A 20,140-nucleotide genomic window follows, 5' to 3' on the forward strand; every position below is an offset into this window, starting at 1 on the left:
GGACGGGACGAAACTGGTGGCCATCCCGAGGCTCGCCATCCGCGGGCGGCGTTGGGCTCGCCGCACAGCAGAGCCTGATGGCAGAAACAGGCCGGTGATACTGGTCTGTATGCGCACATTCAATTACCAGATATCGGATTGGGCCAGCCAGCCCAGCGACTGCGTACTGGACATTTCAGCTCTCGGAATGCTGCTAGGGACCCTCACCGATGTCGCAGAGGTCATCCGGCTGTCCGGACACGAGCTGGCTCCGCGACCCGCGACCGCGACCGAGGTATTCCCGCCGATGACCTATGACGAAGTGTTGTCGCTGCAACGATACATCCCCCAGCACATGGTGCTGATGGGCCGCCGGACCCCCCAGGAGTGGAATGAGCAGCAGGTACCGGCGAACAGCATCGTGATGCACTCCGAGTGGCTTCCCGCCACGGAGCACGTCTTCCGGACGGCCGCCCACAATCTCATCTCGGTTCCCGACCTGCCGGTGCCTGTGATTCATGACAGTCCCCAAGAGTTCGCCGACACGCTGACGAACATCGCAGACATGGCAGCCAACCTGTACGACGAAATCACCCGTGTCGACGATGATCCTGAGACTGTCCCCACCAGGTAACGAGCTGCGCTGAGAGGGACAACGATAAGTATGACGACTTCCTCTTACCGCCAATCTCATGAGCCAGCACAGCTGGGCGATCCGTCAACGCAGTAGCGCGTCCTGAACCGTTGTCGCTGACAGGGGTGCTGAATCCATCGACAGGCCAACAACATCCGTGGTTGCATGCGCGCGCATGCTGTGGGTGAGTGCTCGAGTGGTCGGCGCCCACCACAGCACACGGGTGCCGGCTAAGGAGATGTCGGCGATGGGCGACCTCACCGAGTCGAATTGGCCGTCGGAGATGATCACGAGAACACGCTGGTGGTTGCCGTGGTGGTCGGTCCACAGTTGATAGTCGCGGAGTGCGTCGGGAAGGCCGGTGCTTGTTGCTCCGCCGGCGGGGACTACCACCTCGTTGACGTTGCCAACGGGGAGGACTTCGGAGGTGTCGGAGAACGCCCACGCGCACACTCGTCCCGCCTGAGCTGAGGTCATCGACCGCTCCAGCATCCACGCCAGCCCGGCCACCGCATCGAAGTACAGGTGCATCGAGTCCGATCGGTCGACGATGATCCCGACCTCGAACGGCTGCGTCGGGGTGATGCGGTGTTCACGACGAGTCCACGGTAATGCTGTCGCAGGTAGACCGAGTTCCTGTTGCGCGGCTGCTCGGATGAGCTCGCGCATACGAATCCGGCCGGGCGGGCGTGGCGAGGGCTTGGCGATGGGGATGCAGGTGCTGGCGGCGTGGCCCGCCAGCGTCGATCCGATCTGGTGAGCTTCCTGCACTTCCTGGGGATGGGGTGGACGACGAAACGAGTTGTGCTGGCTGATGATCCGCGATCGGCCGCTGTCCTTGGTGTTTGGCGGGTCGCCCGCGTCTGGGACGGTCGTGTCGTCGGCGTCGTCAACTCGGGGCGGTTCGGCGGTGGTTTGGGTTGGGCTTTGTGTGTCGCCGGGCCCAGTGTCGGGTGTGGGGTTGGGATGTGGGGGTCGCTCGCCGGCGGCGGCTTCCTCGACGATGTCAGCGATCGTGGTCGCGGCAGCGGAGATCCCGGCAGTGTCGTCGTCAGCCAGCCACACGGCGGAGGTGATCACGTGTTCCAGCTCGTTGACGGCCCACTGCGGCAACGTGCGTCGTGGTGCGCTCAGCACGTCCGCGATCTGGTCTTGATCGAAGATCCCGGCGGCGTGCCGGCCGTAGGTGAGGACGAATGTTTGAGCGGCGTCGGCGATCGAGAAGGCTTCACGCACGGTCAATGCAGTGGCTGCCGACGCCGCCAGCCAGGTGCGGGCGTGCGGATGGCGATCGCGCACCGCGGCCTCGATGCGTGGTTCCTCGAGAAGGTCCACCCAGATGCGTACACGCGGATCGCAGATCCTGCTGCGTGGCGTGTGTTCGGCGTGCCCGGCTTCGTGCATGAGTACCCCCATCGCGATGGGGTGGGTGCCAGCCCAGGCGGTCAGGTCGTCTCCGCGGGTGTAGCCGCCCATGTCGATGCGGGCGGCGTTGAGTGTGATGCGGGCCTGCGTGAACAAGAACTCGCCCCGTGGGGCGCGGTCGTCGTTGATGGCGGCGACGATGAGGTCCTCGCGGGTGATGGTGTCGCCGACGAACCACGTCATGGCTGCGGCGAGCGCCGCATGGTCAACGGGGTTGTCGGTAGCGGGGGTCATAGTGGAGATGATGCCGGGTTCGTCGTCTGGAGTGCGTCACACGGCCCTCAGGTGGCTGCAGGCTGCCGCGCACGGTGCGGCGGTGATGTCACGCTGTGTCCAGCACACCGAAGCCTCACCGGGGCGGCGGTTTCCACACCATAGGAGATGACTGTGACAACGACGATGAGCACCCGTTCGGTGTGGTTCGCCGGCGCGATGCGTGATGGTGTCCCCCGCGCCCTCTACCGCCGCGTGGGGGGCCAGGAGTGGGTTGTGGCGGCCCGGAACCCGGCAGCTGATGACTACGGTTTCGGCGCAGCCAGTACCGATCCCGCGATCCTGCGTAGGACGTTCACTTCGTTGCCGGCCGCCATGGCCGGCTTCGTCGAGACGCTCTCCCCGTTGTCCTTCGGCGCCGATGTCGTGGATCCTTCTGCGGCGAAAGCTCAGATTTTCGATGCGACAGTCTATGTGGATGCAGAGGGCTTCGTCTTCGACAGCGAGCACCTCTTTTCCGAGATGGACGCCCAGCATGGCGAGGTGATGTCGTTGCAGGCCGCGTGCTCTCGGCTGCGCTCGTTGCATGCCCGGCCGGCGCAAACCGTGAACCGGGACCTCGACGGGCCGTTCTCCTCCCCGATCGGTGACCCCCTGCCGATCTCCGACCTTGACGCCGGCACCTACCCGCCGGTGCGTTTGCCTTCCGGAGAGCTGTACTGGCCGCCGGAGGTGTTCGGCCGCAACGCCATAGACGTCATGAAGGCTCTTCGCGGAACTCAGCATGTGCGTCTCTCCGGGCGGCCCGGCGCCGGGAAGACATCCCTGCCGATCGCAGCATTCGGCGACGACCTGATCACCGTCCAAGGCCACGCGAATCTGACTGTCTCCGCCCTGTTCGGCCAGTATCTGCCCGGGCCGGGCGGTGTGTGGCAGTGGCATGACGGCCCGCTGAAGGTGGCGGCCGACACCGGCAAAGTCCTCCTCGTCGACGAAGTGAACCGCGCCCCCGAAGAAGTCCAGTCCGCGTTGTTGTCGGCCACCGACGACCGCGCGGAGATCGTCGTCGACGACCGCCCGGACCTTCCGCCGACCGTCGCCGCTGACGGGTTCATGGTGATCGTGACCTACAACGACGCCGATCACGGAATTCGGCCGCTCGCAGACGCTCTTAAGCGGCGGTTCCCCGTGCACATCGTCGTCGACACGAACTACGCGCTGGCCGATCAGCGCGGCTACGACCGCGGTCTCGTGCGTGCTGCCCGCAACATTCGGACGCACGCCGTCGGCTACGGCGCCGATCATTCATGTCCGCCGCCCTGGTATCCGCAGATGTCAGATCTGAAGGCGGCCGACACCATGCTGAAGATGTTCGGTGTGGAAGCCGCAGCAGCAGTGTTCATCTCGGCGTGCCCCGATCCGGCGTGGCGACCGCACATCGCTGACGCGCTGACGAGCGTGTTCGGTCAGACGATCGAACCGCAGCCAGCCCAGCTGAGCTGAGCTGACCGCGCCCGGCTGCGGATCCGAGTGGACCCCGGGTCACCGGTGTTGGAGTTCAGGGAACTTCCGGAGTAGCTCTTCGATGTCGCTGTCGACCTGGATGGCGGCGATCATCGCTGCTGCCACGTCGGCGGGTCGGAGTTGCGGGGCGGGCAGGAACGTCCACACCACTTCCGTAGGCAGCACGACGGGCGTGCGTTCAAGCAGGATGGCGGTGACTTGATCAATGAGTACGCGGTCACCGGAGAAGCTGCCCTGCCCGCACACGTTGTCGGGGTCTTCCCGGCTCCAGGTGATGACGGTGCCGTCGCGGCCCACCAACCCGAAGGTGATGGGCCGCCGGTGCGAGCGAGTGGATCTGGTGTTCGCGGTCACTGCGGTCACATCGCTGCCCAGGTGCCGAGGACGATCGCTCGGTGGTCGTCGTCTCGGGTCCGGTAGCCGTCGCCGACGAGACCGCCGAAGCGGCCGGTGAATAGTGCCTCGGCACCGACGGCGATCGTTTCGCCGCGGCCATCAATGCCGGTCCCGGTGAGTGCTTGCACCGCCAGATAGTGGCCGCCGGCACGGTAGCGGCCGTAGATGGCGCTGACGGCCGCCACGGCTGGCACTGCGTCCTCGACACGGTGCGCGAGGACGTGATGGGCGTCGAGGCCCCCACTGTTCGGTGTGGGTGTCGTCGGGCTGGCGGTCATCGCCGCGTCGATCCAGGCGGTGGGGAATCTGGTGGCAGCATCGTCGGCGGCGACCGGGTGCCGGACGCCGATCGGGCGGATCGCTCCGAGCACTTCGAGGTAGGTGTCACGACGGATCTTCGCACGCGTGTGCCAGCCGTCGTCACATCCGTTGGCCAGTGAGGACAGCGTGAGGAACTCTGCGCGGCGTTCAACGAATTCGCGGTGCACGGCACGACGGTAGCGGCGGACCGGCGCCGAGACGTCGTCGCCGAACAGCAAGTCGTCGCTGACGGTGTCCTGGGTGGGAACCGAGTGTTGGCGGCGTACCGAGGTGTGGACGGCGACCCACTCGTTTTGCACTCGACGCAGCGCGTCTCGAGCGGAGTCGAGATCGGCAGCGGCAATGGTGGGCCGTGCACATCCGGTGTCCTCAATGCGTTGAGCGATCAACGGATCCGTCGTGGTCATGATCAGTTGCCCGACCTGCCGGACAGCCGTGAGGAAGCCTTCTCGTGCTGCGGCAGTCGAGCTCCCGGCCAGTCGGGCGTAGTGCTGTCGGCAGTCGTCGATCGCGGTGGCCATGCTGTTGGTGGTGGGTCGATCGAGTACTGCGATCGCGGCTTGCGGTTGGGCGTCGAGTTTCGCGGCCAGGTAGCTGGCGCGGCGGCGGTCGCGGCGGCGTGGGCCGCGGCAGGCGACGCAGGGTTCACTTCCACACATGGCGCTCCCTCACATGGTCCGGCTCCGATAGACAGAGTTTAGGGGAGCTGGCGGGCATCTGGGATGAACCAGTTGGGCCCGCTGCCGGTGGAGTGGGATGTCGGCCCCGCGGGCAATGACGGCGGCAGATCAGTCGCGGGGGTCCGCGTCACCGAAGTCGAGCCGGATCGGCAGCCCCATGTCGGCGCGGATGGCCATGTAGGCGTCGACGAGGACGTCAGTGGTGGTGGCGGCGATCCCGCGTCGGGCGGCGACCTCGGCGATCGCTGCGCGCGCTGCCGGCGACGTGATGCGGCGGTCGCTGGTTTGGGGTAGCGCAGTCACCATGTCGCGTAGTGCGGGATCGGCGGTGAGCGCGAGCACTTCGGATTCGTGTGCGGTCAGGTGCCGAAAATTGCTGATACTCATGGCTATTCCTTGGTGGAGGAGCTGGCGGCTTGATGACTGAAGTCTCAGCCGGGCCGCCTGTGACGTGCGGCACTCAAAGTTCGGTGGTGGGGGTGCACGCCTCGCAGCGGTCTCCGACGCCGAGGTGAGAGTGGTTCAGCGTTTTGAGGTCTCGCCGCACGGTGTGCGAGCTGACACCCACGTAGTCGGCGATCCGCTCTGCCGACCAGTGCCGGCGGTGCAGCTCAAGGACTTTCAGCGTTCGGCGTTGTTTGTCAGTGAGTTGTTGAGCGAGTGGATGTCCGGGGGGTAGTCCCGCGGCTTGGACGAGGCGCTGCTGGGCGGTGCTGGTGTTGCTGGCGGTGCAGGCGACTCCACCCCACACGCCTTCGACGTGGCCTGACTGGTTGATCGTTTTCAGGGCGTCGACCGCGCAGTACGCCTCGACCGGACAGTGTCGATGACATATTCGGCGTTGCCGGATGGTGGCTTGTTCGGGGGTTTGACCGGCAGGAATGTCTGGTTGGAAGTCCAGGTCGCTGTGACGGCAGCCGGCTTCGGCATGCCACCGCCACGTGGGTTCGACTAGGTCGTCGACCCGTGACGTGGTCGACGTGTCCATGCATGAGACCGTCACTGGATAGACCTCCTGCGGTTATGGCGGCTTCGATACGAGCAGTATCGCGACCGCATTTCCGGTGCCCGGGTGTCGTCGCTACCGGGTGAAGGGGACGGCGGGAATGACGGAGGGGGTGCCGGACAGGAACTCACCCTCAGCTGGTGCACCATGACCTGCGTGTTCGCGGCCATGGTGCACCTGGGTGGGAGGGCGCCGCTGAGTGCGGCTGACGTATCTGGTTGGCGGCTTAGCTGGTGGCCAGCGCGGTCACCGCCGCGTCTGCGATGACTTCGGCAAGCCGATCGGGGTCGGTGATGCGGGCGGCGGTGACGCCCGGTGGTGGAGCCATGTAGTGCCATTCTGTGGTGTCAGCAGCGACCAGCCACAGCACCTTCACGCCAGCGGCGACGAGTCGCGCTACCTCGGCGTTGACCGCCTCTGGGTTGGGCAGTTGCGCGTCGGTGATGATCGCGACCAGTCGGGCGTCGCGGGATGCGGTGAGCGTGAGCAGCCCGTCGAGTGCGAGAAGGGCCTGCGGGAGTCCCTCGGAGCGGCCCCCGGTGCTCGCAACGGGGATCGTTCCACCCCGTTTGGTCGGGAGTACCGCCACTGTTGAGTGCCAGGTGACGGTGACGCTGTTGCCGCGCCGGTCGCTGGCAGCCCGGTTGAGCAGCCAGGTGGCGGCACCGACTTGGTCGACTTGGTCGTCCATGCTGGGGGAAATGTCGGCGGCGATGCCGACGACGAGTTTCGGCTGGGGTCGGCGGCGACGGGTGGTCACTGCCCATGGGGTGGCTGTGGGCCGCACTCCCTGCGCGCGTTGCGCTTGCTGTTGCATCAGTTGTCCGGCGTCCATGCGGCCGGGTGGGGTGGCGGTCTGCTCGGTGAGGGTGTCGATTCCTCGGTCGGCGGCCCGACGCATTCGGCGGATGAGGTGGGCGGCTTGCGCCAGTTCGCGGGCGGTGGGTTTGCGGTCTCGCACGGGGTGGCGGGTTTGGCGTGCGCGGCGGGCGGCTGCGGCGATCTGCGATGCGCGGGCGCGGGCGGCGTTGCGGCGGGCGACTGTTCGCCTGGTGGGTGCGAGCAGCCCTGCGGCTGCGCGCATTTCGGTGGCTGCGTCGGCGGATACCTTCGCGAGGGCGTCCGCGAGGTTGGTGGTGGGGGTGTCGCCGTTGGGGTGCCCACCACTCTCTTGGGGGTGTCCTGCGTCGCGGCCGGTGGTGTGTCCCCCTGCCCCGCCCTTGGGGGAGGGTTGGTTGTCGGCTGTCTGGCCGGCGTCCGCTCCGGTCCCCTCTGAAGCGTTGCTCTCGCTGCCGTCGGTGCTGGCGAGGGACTGGTCACCGCCGTCCGAGGGGTCACCGCCGCCCGAGGGGTCACCGCCGCCCGAGGGATCACCGGCAGCCGCAGAGCCCTCCGACGCGGCGTCCTGGCCTGCGTGTGCGAGCCCGTCTCCGAGGTCGGGTGCCGACGCGTTGTCGAGGACGTCAGCGATGCGTTGCCCCTGCTTGAGCAGGCCAGCGATATCGCCGTCGGCCAGGCCGATCGCAACGTTGGTGGCGTCGGTGATCACGGCGATCTGTTCAGCGCCCAACCACGCACCGCACACAGTGTCGAGGTCAAGGTCGTCGGACGGGTCGAGAACGCCGCCGAGTAGGCGGCCACCGAGCAGCACCAGAACCCGCGCCGCCTCACTGGCGTTGCCCGGGTCAGCATCCATGAGTAGATGCGCGACCGACGCCTGCATCCATACGCGGGTGCGGGGATTGGTTGCCGCCATGACGGTTTCGATGCGCGGCTCTTCGAGGATCCGCGACCACGACGCTGCGGGGCCGGTGGTGTGGTCGGCCACAGTGTGGTCGGCGTGGGAGATTTCGTGGGCCAGCACCCCGGCCACGACTGGGAACAGAGCGAGGCTGCGGACGTCCCCGAAGTCCAGCGCCGTCGGGTCTGTGTTGGGCGGCAGCACTTTCGACGCGTCGATACTGATGACTGCGTGATCGTGGCGGAAGGAGCCTGGTGCGCGGTGACCATCGACCATGCGCACGATCAAGTCGGTACGGGTCGCGAGTTCGTCGACTACCCGGGTCAGTGACGATGAAGCCGCCAGCCAGGGATCGTGGATGGTCGCTGTGTCCGTCATGATGGTCCTCTCGTTGTGGTCGGTTCTCATTGTTGGGATGCGGCGGCAGGCGTGCGGCAGACGCAGTGGCTCAGCGCTTTCCGCGTCCACTGCGGTCACATCTCCTGGGGCGAGTCAGGCAGACCAACGGGTCTGACACGGAGGGTTCCGGGCGCCTGGTTCTGGGTGCGGCGAAGTAGCGGCGGCCGCCGACGACGACGATCTACCTGTAGGTTCGTCGGGCTGCCGCAGGGTGGCGGGATCGGTTGGCACAGTAGCGGTATCGAAGTCACCTACCGAGGGAGATTCCATGAGCATCGTCGAAGTCGCCGCCTGGCTTGTCCAAGACCGGACCAGCCCGAGAAAGAAGGTCTATGGGGCGGCAGCATGGGTGGATCCCGCCACCGGTGAGGCGATGTTGTTCACCGCTCACGGCACTCAGTCACAGCTGACGGCGGCAACTCTGGTTGTCATGGACGAGCACGACCCGAACAAGAAGATGTACGGCCCGGTGTCCCATGATCCTGCGCAAGTGGCGAAACGATTCGCGGGTCGGCGTGACGAAAAGCGCAACTACAGAGACGTTCTCGGCGGCCCGGCGGTTGTCGAGGTCGATGAAAGTGCGCTGGCCGACCCCCGCAACTCCAAAGCGATCGCCGAGTTTCTTCGCGATCACATCTATCGCGTCGCCGCTACCGGGTCGATCTCCGATGTGGCCCACGCCGCGCTCTACGGCGCCGTGGGTGCCGCTCCCACCGCCACCCCATCAGTGCCGGCGTCGCGGCCGACGCTCGCACCGTCGTCCGCGGTGGCGCCGATCGACATGCCTGACGGCTCCCAGTACTTTCCTCGCATGGTGGGCGGGGTCACCGACGTCGACTTATTACGTTGTGCCCGCACGACATTGCGGTCCCATATTGGGCTGTACGGCAGCACTGGGACGGGTAAGAGCACCCTGCCGGTCGCAGCGTTCGGCGCCGACAACGTCGTCTACTCGAAGATGCACGGCGACTCGAAGGTCGCCGATCTGCTCGGTAAGTTCGTGCCCGCCGCGCCCGGTGACCAGTCTGCGTCGGGTTTCGTGTTCCGTCCGGGGCCTCTCTACATTGCGATGCGGGAGGGGAAAGTGTTCGTCGCTGACGAAATCAACCGCGCGCCGTCGGAGACGGTGGCTGTTCTGCTCGGCGCGACCGACGCCTCACGCACCGTCGTTCTCGATGACCTTCCGGGCCAAACGTTGACAGCGGCAGACGGTTTCATGGTTGTTGCCACATGGAATGAGCATGGCGTGGGCACGGCCCCACTCGATGAGGCGATTCTGCGGCGGCTCGCGGTGAAAGTGGAAGTCACCAACGACTACGACGCCGCCGCTCGCCGTGGAGTGGGGTCGACCCTGCTCAAGGTGGCGCGCAACCTCGCGACCATGCGGGCCAGCGCGATCGCCAACGACGAACTACCGACCTGGGTGATTCCGGTGGCCACGCTGCTGGAATGCCAGGCCATGGCTGACGCCGGGTTGGGTGACGAGATTGTCGTGGGCACTCTCGCCGCTGCCTGCCCCGAGGAGTACCGCACGGACGAGGTTCTGTCCGCGATCGAAACGGTGTTCAATGTGCGGCCTGCCCCGCTATCGCTCGGGTCGGCGGCCTAGCAGCTACGGCCCCTCCGACTCGGGTCGGAGGGGCCGGACGCTGCGCAAGCAGGCTGAGGGCGGATATGCGACCCGGCACGTTATGCGAGGTCCGCATCGGACGACCCGGCGCGGGTGTCCGTGTGCCCTTGGCTGGCCGGACAGCGGCGCCGAGAGCTGTCGGCCGACAGGAACCGCCACGGTAATCAGAAGTCGGTCGACCACAGCCGGAGGTCGGACGAGAACCGGCCGTATTCCTCGCTGTCGCAGTACCATTGCCCGCACCCGTCACGCGTCCACAGACGTCCCTCGAGGTCCGGTGCAACGGTGCCTTCGGGTGCGTGCGCGATCCATTCGTCGTCCACTGGCGCGTACTCGGCGTGTAAGCCGGAAAGCGACACGCGGTAGCGCCGTGTTCCTTGCACCGTGAGGTATCGGTGCGCTCCGCCAGCGGCGGTGAGCACCCTGATTACCTGTCCGGTTCTCTTGTTGACCCACAGCGAGTTCACGGGTGCGGTCTGAATGTTCATGCCGGTTACGTTCTTCCCTCTTCCGTGACCGCGCCCGCCCACCAGCGTGGTCATGTGGCTGCGGGTTCGGCGGGCTCAGGATGGTCGATGACTTCGTAGGGGTCGCCACCGAGGACCATCAGCGTCCGCTGCGAATCATCCCAGTCGACCCAGATTTGCACACTGCCTGGGCCGCTCAGGCCTGTGACGACCACATGGGTGACGGTGCCGGTCGCGCCGACCGGCAGCGGGTCCGGGTCGTCGGCCATGACACCGACCATCCGGATCCGGTTCCCCGCGGCGGGCAACTGTCTCGAGGTAGCGCCCCGGTGATTGTTGGCGGCGGATGCTGCGAAGTGGATTGCGGCGGTGCGCACCTCACCTGGCCGGCGTGCGCCGCCCAGGCAGGTCGCACAGATGGTGCCACGTCGCATATCAACTCTCCGTCCGTGGCAGGTTGCGCACCGTGACGGGGTGACCCGGACGACGCCCGAATGATGTTCGGTCGCACCGGTCCACGAGTTGAACGCCTCCTGCCATGTGGCGTAGACGTGCGATGACCCCGACAGCCACGACAGGAAAGCCTTGGCCACGTCGTCGCGTACCTCGTGTGTGAACGGTCTCAGTTGCGGCAGCGCCGCAGCGAGTTCCGCCCCCGAAACCTGTCGGAACTCTCGGGCGATGACCTCGTTTCTGTTCATGCCTTCACTGTGCTCGAACACGTTCCGACACTGCGGAACTGCCCATCCCCCACCAGCCGGCACCGTCTGCCAGACCCCACTTTGCCGGCGCACGCCAGATCAGACCTACCGTGACGACGTGGCGTCATCCTGCGGCCCGCCGACCGCCGGTGGTGTTGGCGCGGGCCAGCGCCCGGCGTTCGGACGTGGTCATGCCACCCCACACGCCGAACTCCTCCTTCTTGGTGAGCGCGTACCGGAGGCAGGATGCCCGGACAGGGCAGACTCGGCAGATCTGCTTGGCCCGTCGCACTGTCTTGGCCGAGTTTCCGCGCTCGGGAAACCACAGTTCTGCCGGCTGGGATCGGCACAGAGCGTGGCGATGCCATTCGGGGCGCTGCTGCTGATCCATGTCACTCTCCCTGGAGTAGTTGGTCGGTGATCAACGCACTGCACCCCACCACCGCGGCCGGTAGTGGGGTGCAGGCATCGCCAGGGTGGATTATCGAGCGGGGGCGGGTGTCGGGGCCGGCCGCGGCGCCGCCCAGGCCACCTGGAGTCCCGGGACGGCCTTCTGCAGGGCGTCGGTTGCCCGCGCGGTCAGCTGCTGCACTTCCTGCTTGACCGGCTGGGCTGCGGCGCCGAGCGCCTGGTACGGTGCGTCGGCTTGCTCGGCGGTCCACGACGCGGACACGGTGCGGCCGCCAATGTTGGCCGACACGTTCACATCTCCACGTCCGGTCACCGTGTAGTCGACTGCTGGCAGACCCGCTTTCTGCGCCTGCTGTGCCGGCAGATGCACCTCGAACTGGTTGTCGCCGGTCGTCGGGGTTGTCGACTGCCCGGGGGCCTGCGGTGCGGGGGTACTCGGCGACTGCTCTGGCGGAAGCCACGGCTGGCGGGGGTTCTTACCGGGGTCGCCGGTTCCCAGCAGGTAGGCCAAACCGCCGCCGATGGTGCCACCCAACGCGAATCCGAGGGCCGCCATCGGCACACCCAGCAGGGTTGCGCCGGCCAGCGCACCGCCGGCAGCGCCGGCGGCGACACCGATCGCCAGGCCACCGAGTGCCCCGGGGGTGGGTGCGCCCGGGGTGAACGGCGGGGTGAACATGCCACCGAGGATGTAGCCGCCGATGCCGCCGCCGATGGCGCCGACGACACCACCGATGGTGCCGCCGACGATGGCGGACGGAATGCCCAGTGCCGCAGCACCGATTGTTCCGCCGCCCATCACACCGATGATGGTGGCGGCCGCCTGCCGGGTCGCCTGGTCGGGGGGCACACCGATCGAAATGAGTCGGCGTGCGATCTCAGCTTCTCCGTACGCCGACCACGCGTTGATCGAGTTCGCTTGCTGGATGGTCATCCACTTCGGGATGGGGCCCACGTAGTTGCCGACGCGGAGCTTGTCGGGAGGCGGGGCGATCGGACGGACAGGAGGCGTGGGTTTCGGTGCGGTGATGGTTCCTTGCGGGACCGGGCTGTAGTTGTTCGGGTACTGGTTTTGCGGCTGGAACGGCTGGTAGGGCGCTTCCTGCGGCGGGTTGGGGACGACGCCGGGGCCAGGGGTGTAGGTGGGTGCCTGCGTTTCTGGTGCCGGCGCAGGTGCGGGTGCGGTACCGCCTTGCTCGGGGCTGTCTCCGGAGGAGGCGCCGCCTTGTTCGGGGCCACTATCGCCGGGGCTGGTTCCGCCTTGCTCGGGGACCGCCCATGCTTGTCCTGCACTGAACGTGAGGGCTGCAGCCGCAGCGACCGCGACAGCGGTGGCCTGGGTTGCCCTCTTCTGCGATCCGGGTCGTGTATGCCGGTGTGCGGCCACAGTTCTCATTGCCACTGTTCTGCTCTCCTTTTGTGCTGACGAACATTCGTTGAGGTTGGGGTCACGACGCCGATGATGTGTCCGGTTTGATGGAGGCGATCCACCATTTCCCGCCGGCCTGAACCGTTTGGACGATCTGTGGGATGACTTCGGGCGGTTGCCCGGAGGATGGTGGGATGATCGCGATCTTGACGCGGAAGCTGTCGGCGACACCTTCGGTGATCGTCAGGCAGTGGGTGCTGCCAGCAGGGACCGCATCGATGTACTTCTGGATCGCCGGTACTTCGGCGACCGCTCCGGGTGTGGTCACCGCCTTGGCGGCGGCGGCTTGGCGGGTCACGTAGTAGGCGTAGTTCCAAGCCTTGATCACATCCGGTCCGGATGTCTGCCCGCCGGGACCGTTGCCGGTGGTGGTGGTTCCGGACACTTCCTCCGGGCAGGGGTCGGCGGCTGTGGTGGGCGCCACCGACGCCGCAGCGGGTGGGCGTTGGGCGGTGGGCTCCTGGTGAGAGTGCCGCGGCCACAACAGCAATCCGGCGGCCGCCACGGCCGCTACCAGCACTACGAGTGTGGCAGCCACGACCAGGGGTGCTCGCCGCCGCGCGCGCCGCGGCAGCGTGGGGGGGTCAGGCGACGCCAGTTCAGGTTCGTTATCTTGAGGGCTCGGTGTCACCGGGGTGAACTCGTCGGCAGGCTCGGGTGCCGCGATGCGGCTTGGCCGATCTGCGGGCAGCTCTGGGGGAAAGTCGACTGCGGCGTGTGGGATCTCAAAGGGCTGTTCCCACCGCGACATGCGGACGGTGGATGGTTCCGTCGTGGTGGCGTTTCCCGCCGGACTGGGATCCGGTGGTGCGTCGAGATCGTCGAAGTCGTCGGTCATCGCGGCCCTCCTGTCGTTTCCGCCGGCACCCGCCGGGTACGGCCCGGTCTGGGGATACGGCCCGAAAGTGGTTGCGGCGTTCGCCGTCCGGTCCCGACCGTGCGGTAGGCAGCGGCCACCGGCGCGCCGGCGGTACCGGCGTGCGTGGGCGCGCCGCAGCAATACGCTTGCGAATCAATCAGCACGGGTTACTCCGTCAAACCAATGGTCGGGCTTCGATGGGAATAGCTTCGCATGCGGGTTTCCGGCCGCCGCAGGGCGCAGTGACGTCACCCCAGATTGGTGCGACGACCTGGCTATTCGAGCCCTTTCCAATAGTCCGCTGCCGCTGGCGACTCCTCATGGAGTGACGGCAGCCGAGCGGGGTCAGTGATCGCCCTGGGCACCAGGTTGCCGACCAGCTCGACGGCGTCTCCGCCCGACCAGCCATCGACATTCGAGCAGTAGGCGGTCAATAGGCTCGCGACCACGCGGCGCGCACGTGACGGATCAATGAGCTCGACTAGTTCGTCGAAGGAGCGTGGTGCGTCCAGCGGGATTGGAGAGTCAACTGTCAACGTGCCCGGACGCCGGGCCACGGTGTATCCGTGGTCGCTGAGGTCGCTGATCGCCCGCGTGACGGCGTCCTGCCCGCAGGTCGGGTCGTCAAGCACGTCGTCGGCGTACGCGGCGCCGGGGATTGTGTAGTCGACCCACCGCAGGAACACGGCGGTCGTTTCAGGGTCAACCGGGTCTGGCATCGCCAGGATGCGCTCGCGGAGGTTGTTCGTCATGGCTGCTGAGCCTTTCGCTACGGAGATGTGTGATCACCGTAGGCGGCGCAGTAACTGCTGTGCGGCAGCATATTTCGATCCCGACTCGAAATCGGTGGTCGCGGAGGCGGCGACCGCTTCGGTAGGGCTGCTGGAATGTTGGAACGAGGCTATCGCCCTGGGGGCGCGCCGGCGCGGGTTGGCCAAGCCGACAGCCACCGCTGGTTGTGGGGTCGCGGCCGGGACAGCGCCGCATACCAGTCACCGGCGCCCACCGCTCCTACTCCGGGGCTGTTCCGCAGTGCCGCATCACTATTCGACTTCTCCGTACCGTCAGGGCATCATCTGCACCCCAATGACAGGAGGCCGGCATGTCGATCACCTTCTCCCCCAACGTTGTGACGGCCGAGCCGCGCGAGTTTCAGTTGTGGTGCTGCGACGACTGTGTGTCTCCCACCTATGCGTCTGAGGCGCAGGCCATCGCCGCGAGGGCGGCGCTGCCGGGCTTCCGAGAGGGGGCGGCAGCACTTCCGGGGTGCCCGCTGCTGCGAGAGTGGGGCGACCGGTTCTCCGGCATCCCGTTGGTGGTGCCGGCAGGTGACGACTTCACCGAGCGCCCGCAGGTAAGCATGTCCACCACCCATGCGGTGGCAGTGCTCACCGTTCTGGGCTACCTGTCCGACCACGCACCCGACGACGTCGATTTCGATCTCCTCGACCTACCGCTGCCGACGAGTGGTGTTCCTGACCTGTCGGGGCAAGCCACCCCGAGTGAACTTCGGGGCAGAATCTTATTGGCACAGGCACTCACACCGTCTGATGCGGGCCGTCCGGTGACCGTGGCCGGTGCTGTTGTCGACGGCGGTCGCCGCGTGGGCTACCTCGACGACATGCTCATCCGCTTGGCTGATCTCGCCGACTGGTCGGAAGCACACGCCAGGATCATCGTGTGGAGTTGACGGCAGACAGCCGATGCACCCGCCAGGTCGGGTGGCATCTGGAGGTGCGGTTCTCGCCGTCGAATCGCACGCCGAGGTACTGGGCGGGGAACGACACGATCGTTCCGGGACGGCCGTCGACGGTGACGCGATCGCCCCGGCGATAGTCGACGTTGTAGTAGCGGCGCACGTAGTCAGCGCTCATCGTTCCCAACCTTCGTGTGGTGCCACCCCTCATAGCTGGTGGGGTGTGGCGTCCGGTGACTGGCCAGCTTCAGTGCAGCACCTGGGTTTCGCGGCGTCCTCCGTGTCGTGCTGCGGCAGCGGGGTTCAGACGGTGTGGTCCTTGCGCCACTGACGCTTTTCCGCTGCCCGGTAGGACTTGTTCGTGCGGTGGCTTCGGCAGCACACGCAGCGGTGCCCGCCGATCCCCTCTCCGCCTCGGATGCTGCGGTTGCGGGCGTTTCGCATCATGTTGGTCCTTTCGGATCGAAGCGGCGGTGTGTCAACGCACCAGTCCCACACGGTGCTGCTCGCGGGTAGCGAGGCGGTGTGGCCTACGCACCCACCGGGGTGGCATCGGCGGAAGGTGGCGTCGCGTCGATTGTGATGACCGGCGGAACGTCGAGCTTGGTGAGGGAGAAGGACTCGTAGGTGAACGCGTCGCGATCGACGAGCACGACATCACCCACGCAGAGCGACCGGACTCGCTGCTCTCGGTAGCGGTGGGTCAGACGCGGGTCGGGCGAGAGTTCGGCGTCGGCGTTGGCGATCTCCCACATCCATCTGGCTACGGACTCGGTGGTCGGCAGCGCTCGGGAGCGGAACGCGGTTGTGGCAAACACTTCGAGGAGTCGGTCCCCTTCGCAGTAGCCACGCACCCACGCCGGGTGCCGGCCGGAGTCGTCTCTGGTCTCGTTGTGCAGTACTCGAACCGACACGATGTCTCGCATCACGGCCTCCCACGTTGTTGGTGGGTAAACCGTCGCATCAGCGGGACTTCGGTTGCGGCAGTCTGCTCTACAAGTGACGCCATTCCGCCGTTCCTAACCTCGTGGTCCGTCGGAGTTATCTGTAATCACGAGTAGGTGTGAATAACTGTCGCTGACTGTGCTTGCCCGCTAGTGGGTGAGGGTGAGCGCGGTGATGTGTTACCGACACAGACCCGGGCAGCGCGTGGGCCGAAGAGTCGGGTCACTGAACGGTCACGGCCGTCCGAGGTCCAGATCAGCCCAATCGCAAAGTGCGACAAACATTCATTCCAGATAGGCGCCACACAATACTGGCATGACTGTTTCAAGACGGTCGTTGCTCAGCATCAATAAGGACACCCCGAAGGGGAGACATCAGACGTCACAGCTCGCGCACAAGTCGGATCATGTTGGTGCAGAGTAAGTTTGTCGACATGTCAGCGGGCTACGATCAGATACCGGCGGCGCGGATGCTGGAACATCGCCCGAGTCACCCACCCGCTGCGACCCACTCGTCGCGCGCAGGACCGCAACCTCACCCACTCCGTGAGCACGGCCTGGGCCGCGTCAGCATTGTCGTGTGCCCGTTGAGCCCGTTCGGCCATACTGCGGAGCCGCACTACTAGATCGGTCACCGCCACCGGATCCACTTTCGCTGTGACGAGGTGAGCGAGATCGCGCTCGATAGCCTCAACGAGATGCTCGGAAGTTAGCTGCCAAGTTCCCATCATGGGATTGCCTCCTTGTCGGTCGATGCAGGCACGATAGCGGCCATGACCAACGGTCCGATCAAGGGCTCTCGGCGCGTCGCTGAGCAAAATGTGGCCGCCAGCAGGGGTCGAACTAGCGCCAGATCACGAGACATCGCAGCCCGTTTCGACCTCGACGACGTCCAACGGCAGCCCCGCGAGGGACTGGTCAGCATGCGATGGACCGTCCTAGCGATGATCGCCGAGTTCGCCCGTCAGGCCGGTCACTGAGACATCCTCCGCGAACAAATCCGGACAGCCGTAGAGGGATACCGGAATGGGTGCAGTGTTGGCACTGCGTAGGCCCGAAGTTTTCGCGTGAAGTCGAACCCGGACTCAGTCGACCGCGCGGCGCACGTCACCCTCGGGTGAGGTATTGGGCGTCGTCGCCGAGTGCGAGTTCGACTTCGCGTTTGAGCGTGAGGTGGCGCAGTAGGTGCGGGTCGGTGTCGAGTATGTGGCGCGCGTCTTCGCGGGCGGCGAGGTGAATGTCTGCGTCACGCAGCAGGTCTGCTACGCGTAGTCCGGCGTCGTGGCCGGACTGTTCGGTGCCGGTGAGGGCGCCGGCACCGCGGATCTGGAGGTCGAGTTCGGCGAGCGCGAAGCCGTCGTTGGTGCTTGTCATGGCGTTCATTCGTGCGACTGCGTCGTCGTTGTTGGAGTCGGTGACCAGCCAGCAGCGGCCGGGGTGTTGGCCGCGGCCGACGCGTCCACGGATCTGGTGCAGTTGGGCGAGCCCGAACTTGTTGGCGTTGAGCACGACCATCACGGTGGCGTTCGGGACGGACACACCAACTTCGATGACGGTGGTGGCGACGAGGACGTCGATGTCGCCGGCGGCGAAGGCATCCATGACGTGTTTGCGGACGTCTGGTTTTTGTTTGCCGTGCGCCACAGCAATTGTCAGGCCATGCAGCACGCCGGCGGCGAGTTCGTCAGCGGCTTCGGTTGCTGCTGCGGCGTCCTGCGTTTCCGAGTGTGTGCTGGCGGTGTCGACGCGTGAGCACACGACGAAGGCTTGGCGGCCGGCGGCGACCTGCGCGCGGATCGCCCGCCACGGCGCGGCGTCGGGGTCGTCGAAGGGTGCCTCTGGAATCCAGTCGGTGATGACGTCGGTGCGGCCGGCGGGTTTCTCGTCGAGGATCGTGACGGCCATGTCGCCGTAGGTGGTGATAGCGGAGGTGCGTGGGATGGGGGTGGCGGTTGCTTGGAGAATGTCGGGTGCGGTGTTGTCGGCGCCCTTGGCGAGCAGCAGTGCGCGTTGGTCGACGCCGAAGCGGTGTTGTTCGTCGATCATGGCGAGCCCGAGTCTCGTGAAAGTCACGGACTCTGACAGCAGTGAGTGGGTGCCGACGACGAAATGTGTGGTGCCTGTGGCGAGTCCGTCGAGGACGTGTTTGCGGGGTCGGGGTAGTGCTTTGGATACGAGGAGGTCGGCGGTGAGGTCCAGGGCGTTGAATGCTTCGCGGATCTCGTCGAAGTGTTGGCGGGCGAGGATTTCGGTGGGTGCGAGCAAGCACACTTGGTAGCCGCCTTCGATTGCCGACAACGCCGCGGCGATGAGGACATTCGTCTTCCCGGAGCCGACGTCGCCGAGGAGTAGGCGGTTCATGGGTGCGTTCGCGGTCAGGTCTGCGCCGATTTCGGTGATGGCGCGTTGTTGGGCGCCGGTGAGCGCGTAGGGAAGTGACTTCGTCCACCGCTGCAGGAGGTGCCCGGTGGGCCGGTGGGTGATGCCTGGGGTTGCTGCTTGAGCGTTGCGGATGACGCCGAGTGCCAGCTGAAGTCGTAACAGTTCGTCGTAGGCCATGCGCGCCCGGCCGGTCGCGGCGTGTGCGGCGGAGTCGGGGACGTGGACGGCGCGGATGGCGTCGAGGCGTCCCATCAGTTGCCGATGGTGGAGTAGCGGCTGCGGGATGGGGTCTTCGAGTTCGGGGATGCGTTGCAGGGCTGCGGTTGCGGCCGCTCGCAGCATGGCGGTCGTCAGTTCCTTGTCACGCTTGCCGGTGGCGAGGTTCTTGATCGTGGACTGTGGGTAGACGGGGATGAGGATCGAGGATGCGTCCTCAAGGCGTTCGATGGTGGGGGTGTTCATTTGCGGGGTGTCGTTGAACTGCGACACCATTCCTTGCACGACAACAAGATCGCGGTCTTTGAACCGTTCCGCCATCCACATGCTGTTGAAGAACGTGCAGTTGATGCGGGCGTCGCCGTCGGCGATACGGATGCGGACGATCCGTTTGTCCCGGAGGGTGGTGACTCCTGCGACGACCCCGGTGAACGTCGCTTGGGTGCCGGGGGTGAGACGCGCCAGTGGGGTGAGCATGGACCGGTCGATGTAGGTGCGAGGGATGCGCATCAGGAGCTCGAACACGTCGTTGACGCCGGCGCCTTCGAGGCGTGCGATCGTGGCGGACGGTAGTTGCGCGGCCAGTTCGGTGACCGGGACTGCGCGTAGGGAGTCGATGGTGCGGTCGAAGATGATGGGGGGTGCTCCGTCGGCGGGGCGGAGGATGTCGGCGCTGGTGCGGAGCTGGATGTCTTTCGGGACGACGATGCTCGGGGTGGTGTGCGCGCCGGGCATCGGCCATTCCCGATCGTTTGATCTGCCGGCCCCGGTCCGGTCTCCTGTGCGTTCGGCCGCCGTGGGTGGGTGGGTGCGCGTGGGTGCTCCGCTGGGAGTGGCTGGCGTGGCGACGACACGGTCGGCGGGTGGGATGCGGGCGAAGGTGATGCCTGCTGATTCCGCGGTGCTGCGATGGGTGTGGACGTCCCGGATGAGTTGGTCGAGGAGTCGTTCTGGCCAGTCGGTGGGGCGGCGGGCGACGGCGTCGCGGATGGCTGCGGAGGTGACTCCGCGGCGGGTGAGGGTTGCGGCGGCGTGTTGCAGATAGGCTCGTTGGACGCGCGTGATCGCCGCTGCCATCAGTCGCCGC

19 protein-coding genes and 1 pseudogene are annotated in these 20,140 nt (G+C 66.4%); 5 read left to right on the forward strand and 15 right to left on the reverse strand.

Translation table 11 applies throughout. The features are described from left to right. Positions 1-286 precede the first annotated feature (286 nt). A complete protein-coding gene (locus AC5ZH6_RS27875; RefSeq protein ID WP_496169530.1) occupies positions 287-613 on the forward strand; it encodes a hypothetical protein in 327 nt (108 codons plus the stop codon). An 84-nt stretch (positions 614-697) separates the two neighbouring features. Here AC5ZH6_RS27875 and AC5ZH6_RS27880 read toward each other — a convergent pair whose 3' ends face one another. Beyond that, positions 698-2,272, reverse strand: a complete 1,575-nt coding sequence (locus AC5ZH6_RS27880; RefSeq protein ID WP_496169531.1) for a vWA domain-containing protein — start codon at positions 2,270-2,272, stop codon at positions 698-700. 147 nt (positions 2,273-2,419) lie between these two features. Between AC5ZH6_RS27880 and AC5ZH6_RS27885 the strand changes: the two genes are divergently transcribed. Then, positions 2,420-3,754 carry an ATP-binding protein gene (locus AC5ZH6_RS27885; RefSeq protein ID WP_496169532.1) on the forward strand — a complete coding sequence of 445 codons (1,335 nt, stop codon included), beginning with the start codon at positions 2,420-2,422 and terminating at the stop codon, positions 3,752-3,754. Between the two features lie 39 nt (positions 3,755-3,793). Here the strand turns inward: AC5ZH6_RS27885 and AC5ZH6_RS27890 are convergent, their stop codons facing one another. The 5 genes from AC5ZH6_RS27890 to AC5ZH6_RS27910 all read right to left on the reverse strand — a co-directional run bounded on the left by AC5ZH6_RS27890 (position 3,794) and on the right by AC5ZH6_RS27910 (position 8,297). Further along, positions 3,794-4,129 carry a hypothetical protein gene (locus AC5ZH6_RS27890; RefSeq protein ID WP_496169534.1) on the reverse strand — a complete coding sequence of 112 codons (336 nt, stop codon included), beginning with the start codon at positions 4,127-4,129 and terminating at the stop codon, positions 3,794-3,796. 5 nt (positions 4,130-4,134) lie between these two features. Next, positions 4,135-5,151 carry a hypothetical protein gene (locus AC5ZH6_RS27895; protein ID WP_496169536.1) on the reverse strand — a complete coding sequence of 339 codons (1,017 nt, stop codon included), beginning with the start codon at positions 5,149-5,151 and terminating at the stop codon, positions 4,135-4,137. Positions 5,152-5,280: 129 nt separating this feature from the next. Further along, positions 5,281-5,559 (reverse strand): hypothetical protein, encoded by a 279-nt coding sequence (locus AC5ZH6_RS27900; protein ID WP_496169538.1) that lies wholly within the window; start codon positions 5,557-5,559, stop codon positions 5,281-5,283. 73 nt (positions 5,560-5,632) lie between these two features. After that, complete coding sequence (locus AC5ZH6_RS27905; RefSeq protein ID WP_496169539.1) at positions 5,633-6,160, reverse strand: helix-turn-helix domain-containing protein; 528 nt, start codon at positions 6,158-6,160, stop codon at positions 5,633-5,635. 244 nt (positions 6,161-6,404) lie between these two features. After that, the gene (locus AC5ZH6_RS27910; protein ID WP_496169541.1) at positions 6,405-8,297 is read right to left on the reverse strand and encodes a hypothetical protein; all 1,893 of its coding nucleotides are present in this window, start codon (positions 8,295-8,297) and stop codon (positions 6,405-6,407) included. 289 nt (positions 8,298-8,586) lie between these two features. On the opposite strand from AC5ZH6_RS27910, the gene AC5ZH6_RS27915 reads away from it, so the two are divergent. Beyond that, positions 8,587-9,927: an AAA family ATPase gene (locus AC5ZH6_RS27915; protein WP_496169542.1), complete on the forward strand. Its 1,341-nt coding sequence runs from the start codon at positions 8,587-8,589 to the stop codon at positions 9,925-9,927. Positions 9,928-10,112: 185 nt separating this feature from the next. Here AC5ZH6_RS27915 and AC5ZH6_RS27920 read toward each other — a convergent pair whose 3' ends face one another. From AC5ZH6_RS27920 to AC5ZH6_RS27945, 6 genes are all read right to left on the reverse strand, one after another. Further along, complete coding sequence (locus AC5ZH6_RS27920; RefSeq protein ID WP_496169543.1) at positions 10,113-10,490, reverse strand: hypothetical protein; 378 nt, start codon at positions 10,488-10,490, stop codon at positions 10,113-10,115. Next, on the reverse strand, positions 10,487-11,116 hold the full coding sequence (locus AC5ZH6_RS27925; protein ID WP_496169544.1) for a hypothetical protein: 630 nt from the start codon (positions 11,114-11,116) through the stop codon (positions 10,487-10,489). Before AC5ZH6_RS27925 ends, AC5ZH6_RS27920 begins: the two co-directional genes overlap by 4 nt. Positions 11,117-11,240: 124 nt before the next feature. Beyond that, positions 11,241-11,507, reverse strand: coding sequence for a WhiB family transcriptional regulator (locus AC5ZH6_RS27930; RefSeq protein ID WP_496169545.1), 267 nt, complete (start codon positions 11,505-11,507; stop codon positions 11,241-11,243). Positions 11,508-11,597: 90 nt separating this feature from the next. Next, entirely contained in the window at positions 11,598-12,923 is a 1,326-nt protein-coding gene (locus AC5ZH6_RS27935) for a hypothetical protein (protein ID WP_496169672.1), read from the reverse strand. Between the two features lie 52 nt (positions 12,924-12,975). Then, the gene (locus AC5ZH6_RS27940) at positions 12,976-13,794 is read right to left on the reverse strand and encodes a DUF8176 domain-containing protein (protein ID WP_496169546.1); all 819 of its coding nucleotides are present in this window, start codon (positions 13,792-13,794) and stop codon (positions 12,976-12,978) included. Between the two features lie 296 nt (positions 13,795-14,090). Continuing rightward, the gene (locus AC5ZH6_RS27945) at positions 14,091-14,567 is read right to left on the reverse strand and encodes a hypothetical protein (protein ID WP_496169547.1); all 477 of its coding nucleotides are present in this window, start codon (positions 14,565-14,567) and stop codon (positions 14,091-14,093) included. Between the two features lie 350 nt (positions 14,568-14,917). On the opposite strand from AC5ZH6_RS27945, the gene AC5ZH6_RS27950 reads away from it, so the two are divergent. After that, positions 14,918-15,505, forward strand: coding sequence for a hypothetical protein (locus tag AC5ZH6_RS27950; protein ID WP_496169548.1), 588 nt, complete (start codon positions 14,918-14,920; stop codon positions 15,503-15,505). On the opposite strand, the gene AC5ZH6_RS27955 is transcribed toward AC5ZH6_RS27950, so the two are convergent. Next, on the reverse strand, positions 15,489-15,689 hold the full coding sequence (locus AC5ZH6_RS27955) for a hypothetical protein (protein WP_496169549.1): 201 nt from the start codon (positions 15,687-15,689) through the stop codon (positions 15,489-15,491). The genes AC5ZH6_RS27950 and AC5ZH6_RS27955 overlap by 17 nt on opposite strands. Positions 15,690-16,041: 352 nt before the next feature. Next, positions 16,042-16,437 (reverse strand): hypothetical protein, encoded by a 396-nt coding sequence (locus AC5ZH6_RS27960; protein WP_496169550.1) that lies wholly within the window; start codon positions 16,435-16,437, stop codon positions 16,042-16,044. A 770-nt stretch (positions 16,438-17,207) separates the two neighbouring features. On the opposite strand from AC5ZH6_RS27960, the pseudogene AC5ZH6_RS27965 reads away from it, so the two are divergent. After that, a pseudogene (locus tag AC5ZH6_RS27965) lies at positions 17,208-17,435 on the forward strand (mycothiol transferase); the annotation flags it as partial. A 127-nt stretch (positions 17,436-17,562) separates the two neighbouring features. Here AC5ZH6_RS27965 and AC5ZH6_RS27970 read toward each other — a convergent pair. Beyond that, entirely contained in the window at positions 17,563-20,130 is a 2,568-nt protein-coding gene (locus AC5ZH6_RS27970) for an ATP-dependent DNA helicase RecG (RefSeq protein ID WP_496169551.1), read from the reverse strand. Between the last annotated feature and the right edge of the window lie 10 nt (positions 20,131-20,140).

The organism is Gordonia sp. YC-XJ4, assembly GCF_059511865.1.

Excerpts from the sequence above, each read along its gene's own strand:
- AC5ZH6_RS27910 (WP_496169541.1), bottom strand. The coding sequence starts at position 8,297 with ATGACGGACACAGCGACCATCCACGATCCCTGGCTGGCGGCTTCATCG.
- AC5ZH6_RS27930 (WP_496169545.1), bottom strand. The coding sequence starts at position 11,507 with ATGGATCAGCAGCAGCGCCCCGAATGGCATCGCCACGCTCTGTGCCGA.
- AC5ZH6_RS27955 (WP_496169549.1), bottom strand. The coding sequence starts at position 15,689 with ATGAGCGCTGACTACGTGCGCCGCTACTACAACGTCGACTATCGCCGG.
- AC5ZH6_RS27935 (WP_496169672.1), bottom strand. The coding sequence starts at position 12,923 with ATGAGAACTGTGGCCGCACACCGGCATACACGACCCGGATCGCAGAAG.
- AC5ZH6_RS27895 (WP_496169536.1), bottom strand. The coding sequence starts at position 5,151 with ATGTGTGGAAGTGAACCCTGCGTCGCCTGCCGCGGCCCACGCCGCCGC.
- AC5ZH6_RS27925 (WP_496169544.1), bottom strand. The coding sequence starts at position 11,116 with ATGAACAGAAACGAGGTCATCGCCCGAGAGTTCCGACAGGTTTCGGGG.
- AC5ZH6_RS27960 (WP_496169550.1), bottom strand. The coding sequence starts at position 16,437 with ATGCGAGACATCGTGTCGGTTCGAGTACTGCACAACGAGACCAGAGAC.
- AC5ZH6_RS27885 (WP_496169532.1), top strand. The coding sequence starts at position 2,420 with ATGACTGTGACAACGACGATGAGCACCCGTTCGGTGTGGTTCGCCGGC.
- AC5ZH6_RS27945 (WP_496169547.1), bottom strand. The coding sequence starts at position 14,567 with ATGACGAACAACCTCCGCGAGCGCATCCTGGCGATGCCAGACCCGGTT.
- AC5ZH6_RS27905 (WP_496169539.1), bottom strand. The coding sequence starts at position 6,160 with ATGGACACGTCGACCACGTCACGGGTCGACGACCTAGTCGAACCCACG.
- AC5ZH6_RS27875 (WP_496169530.1), top strand. The coding sequence starts at position 287 with ATGACCTATGACGAAGTGTTGTCGCTGCAACGATACATCCCCCAGCAC.
- AC5ZH6_RS27900 (WP_496169538.1), bottom strand. The coding sequence starts at position 5,559 with ATGAGTATCAGCAATTTTCGGCACCTGACCGCACACGAATCCGAAGTG.
- AC5ZH6_RS27940 (WP_496169546.1), bottom strand. The coding sequence starts at position 13,794 with ATGACCGACGACTTCGACGATCTCGACGCACCACCGGATCCCAGTCCG.
- AC5ZH6_RS27880 (WP_496169531.1), bottom strand. The coding sequence starts at position 2,272 with ATGACCCCCGCTACCGACAACCCCGTTGACCATGCGGCGCTCGCCGCA.
- AC5ZH6_RS27920 (WP_496169543.1), bottom strand. The coding sequence starts at position 10,490 with ATGACCACGCTGGTGGGCGGGCGCGGTCACGGAAGAGGGAAGAACGTA.
- AC5ZH6_RS27970 (WP_496169551.1), bottom strand. The coding sequence starts at position 20,130 with ATGGCAGCGGCGATCACGCGCGTCCAACGAGCCTATCTGCAACACGCC.
- AC5ZH6_RS27915 (WP_496169542.1), top strand. The coding sequence starts at position 8,587 with ATGAGCATCGTCGAAGTCGCCGCCTGGCTTGTCCAAGACCGGACCAGC.
- AC5ZH6_RS27950 (WP_496169548.1), top strand. The coding sequence starts at position 14,918 with ATGTCGATCACCTTCTCCCCCAACGTTGTGACGGCCGAGCCGCGCGAG.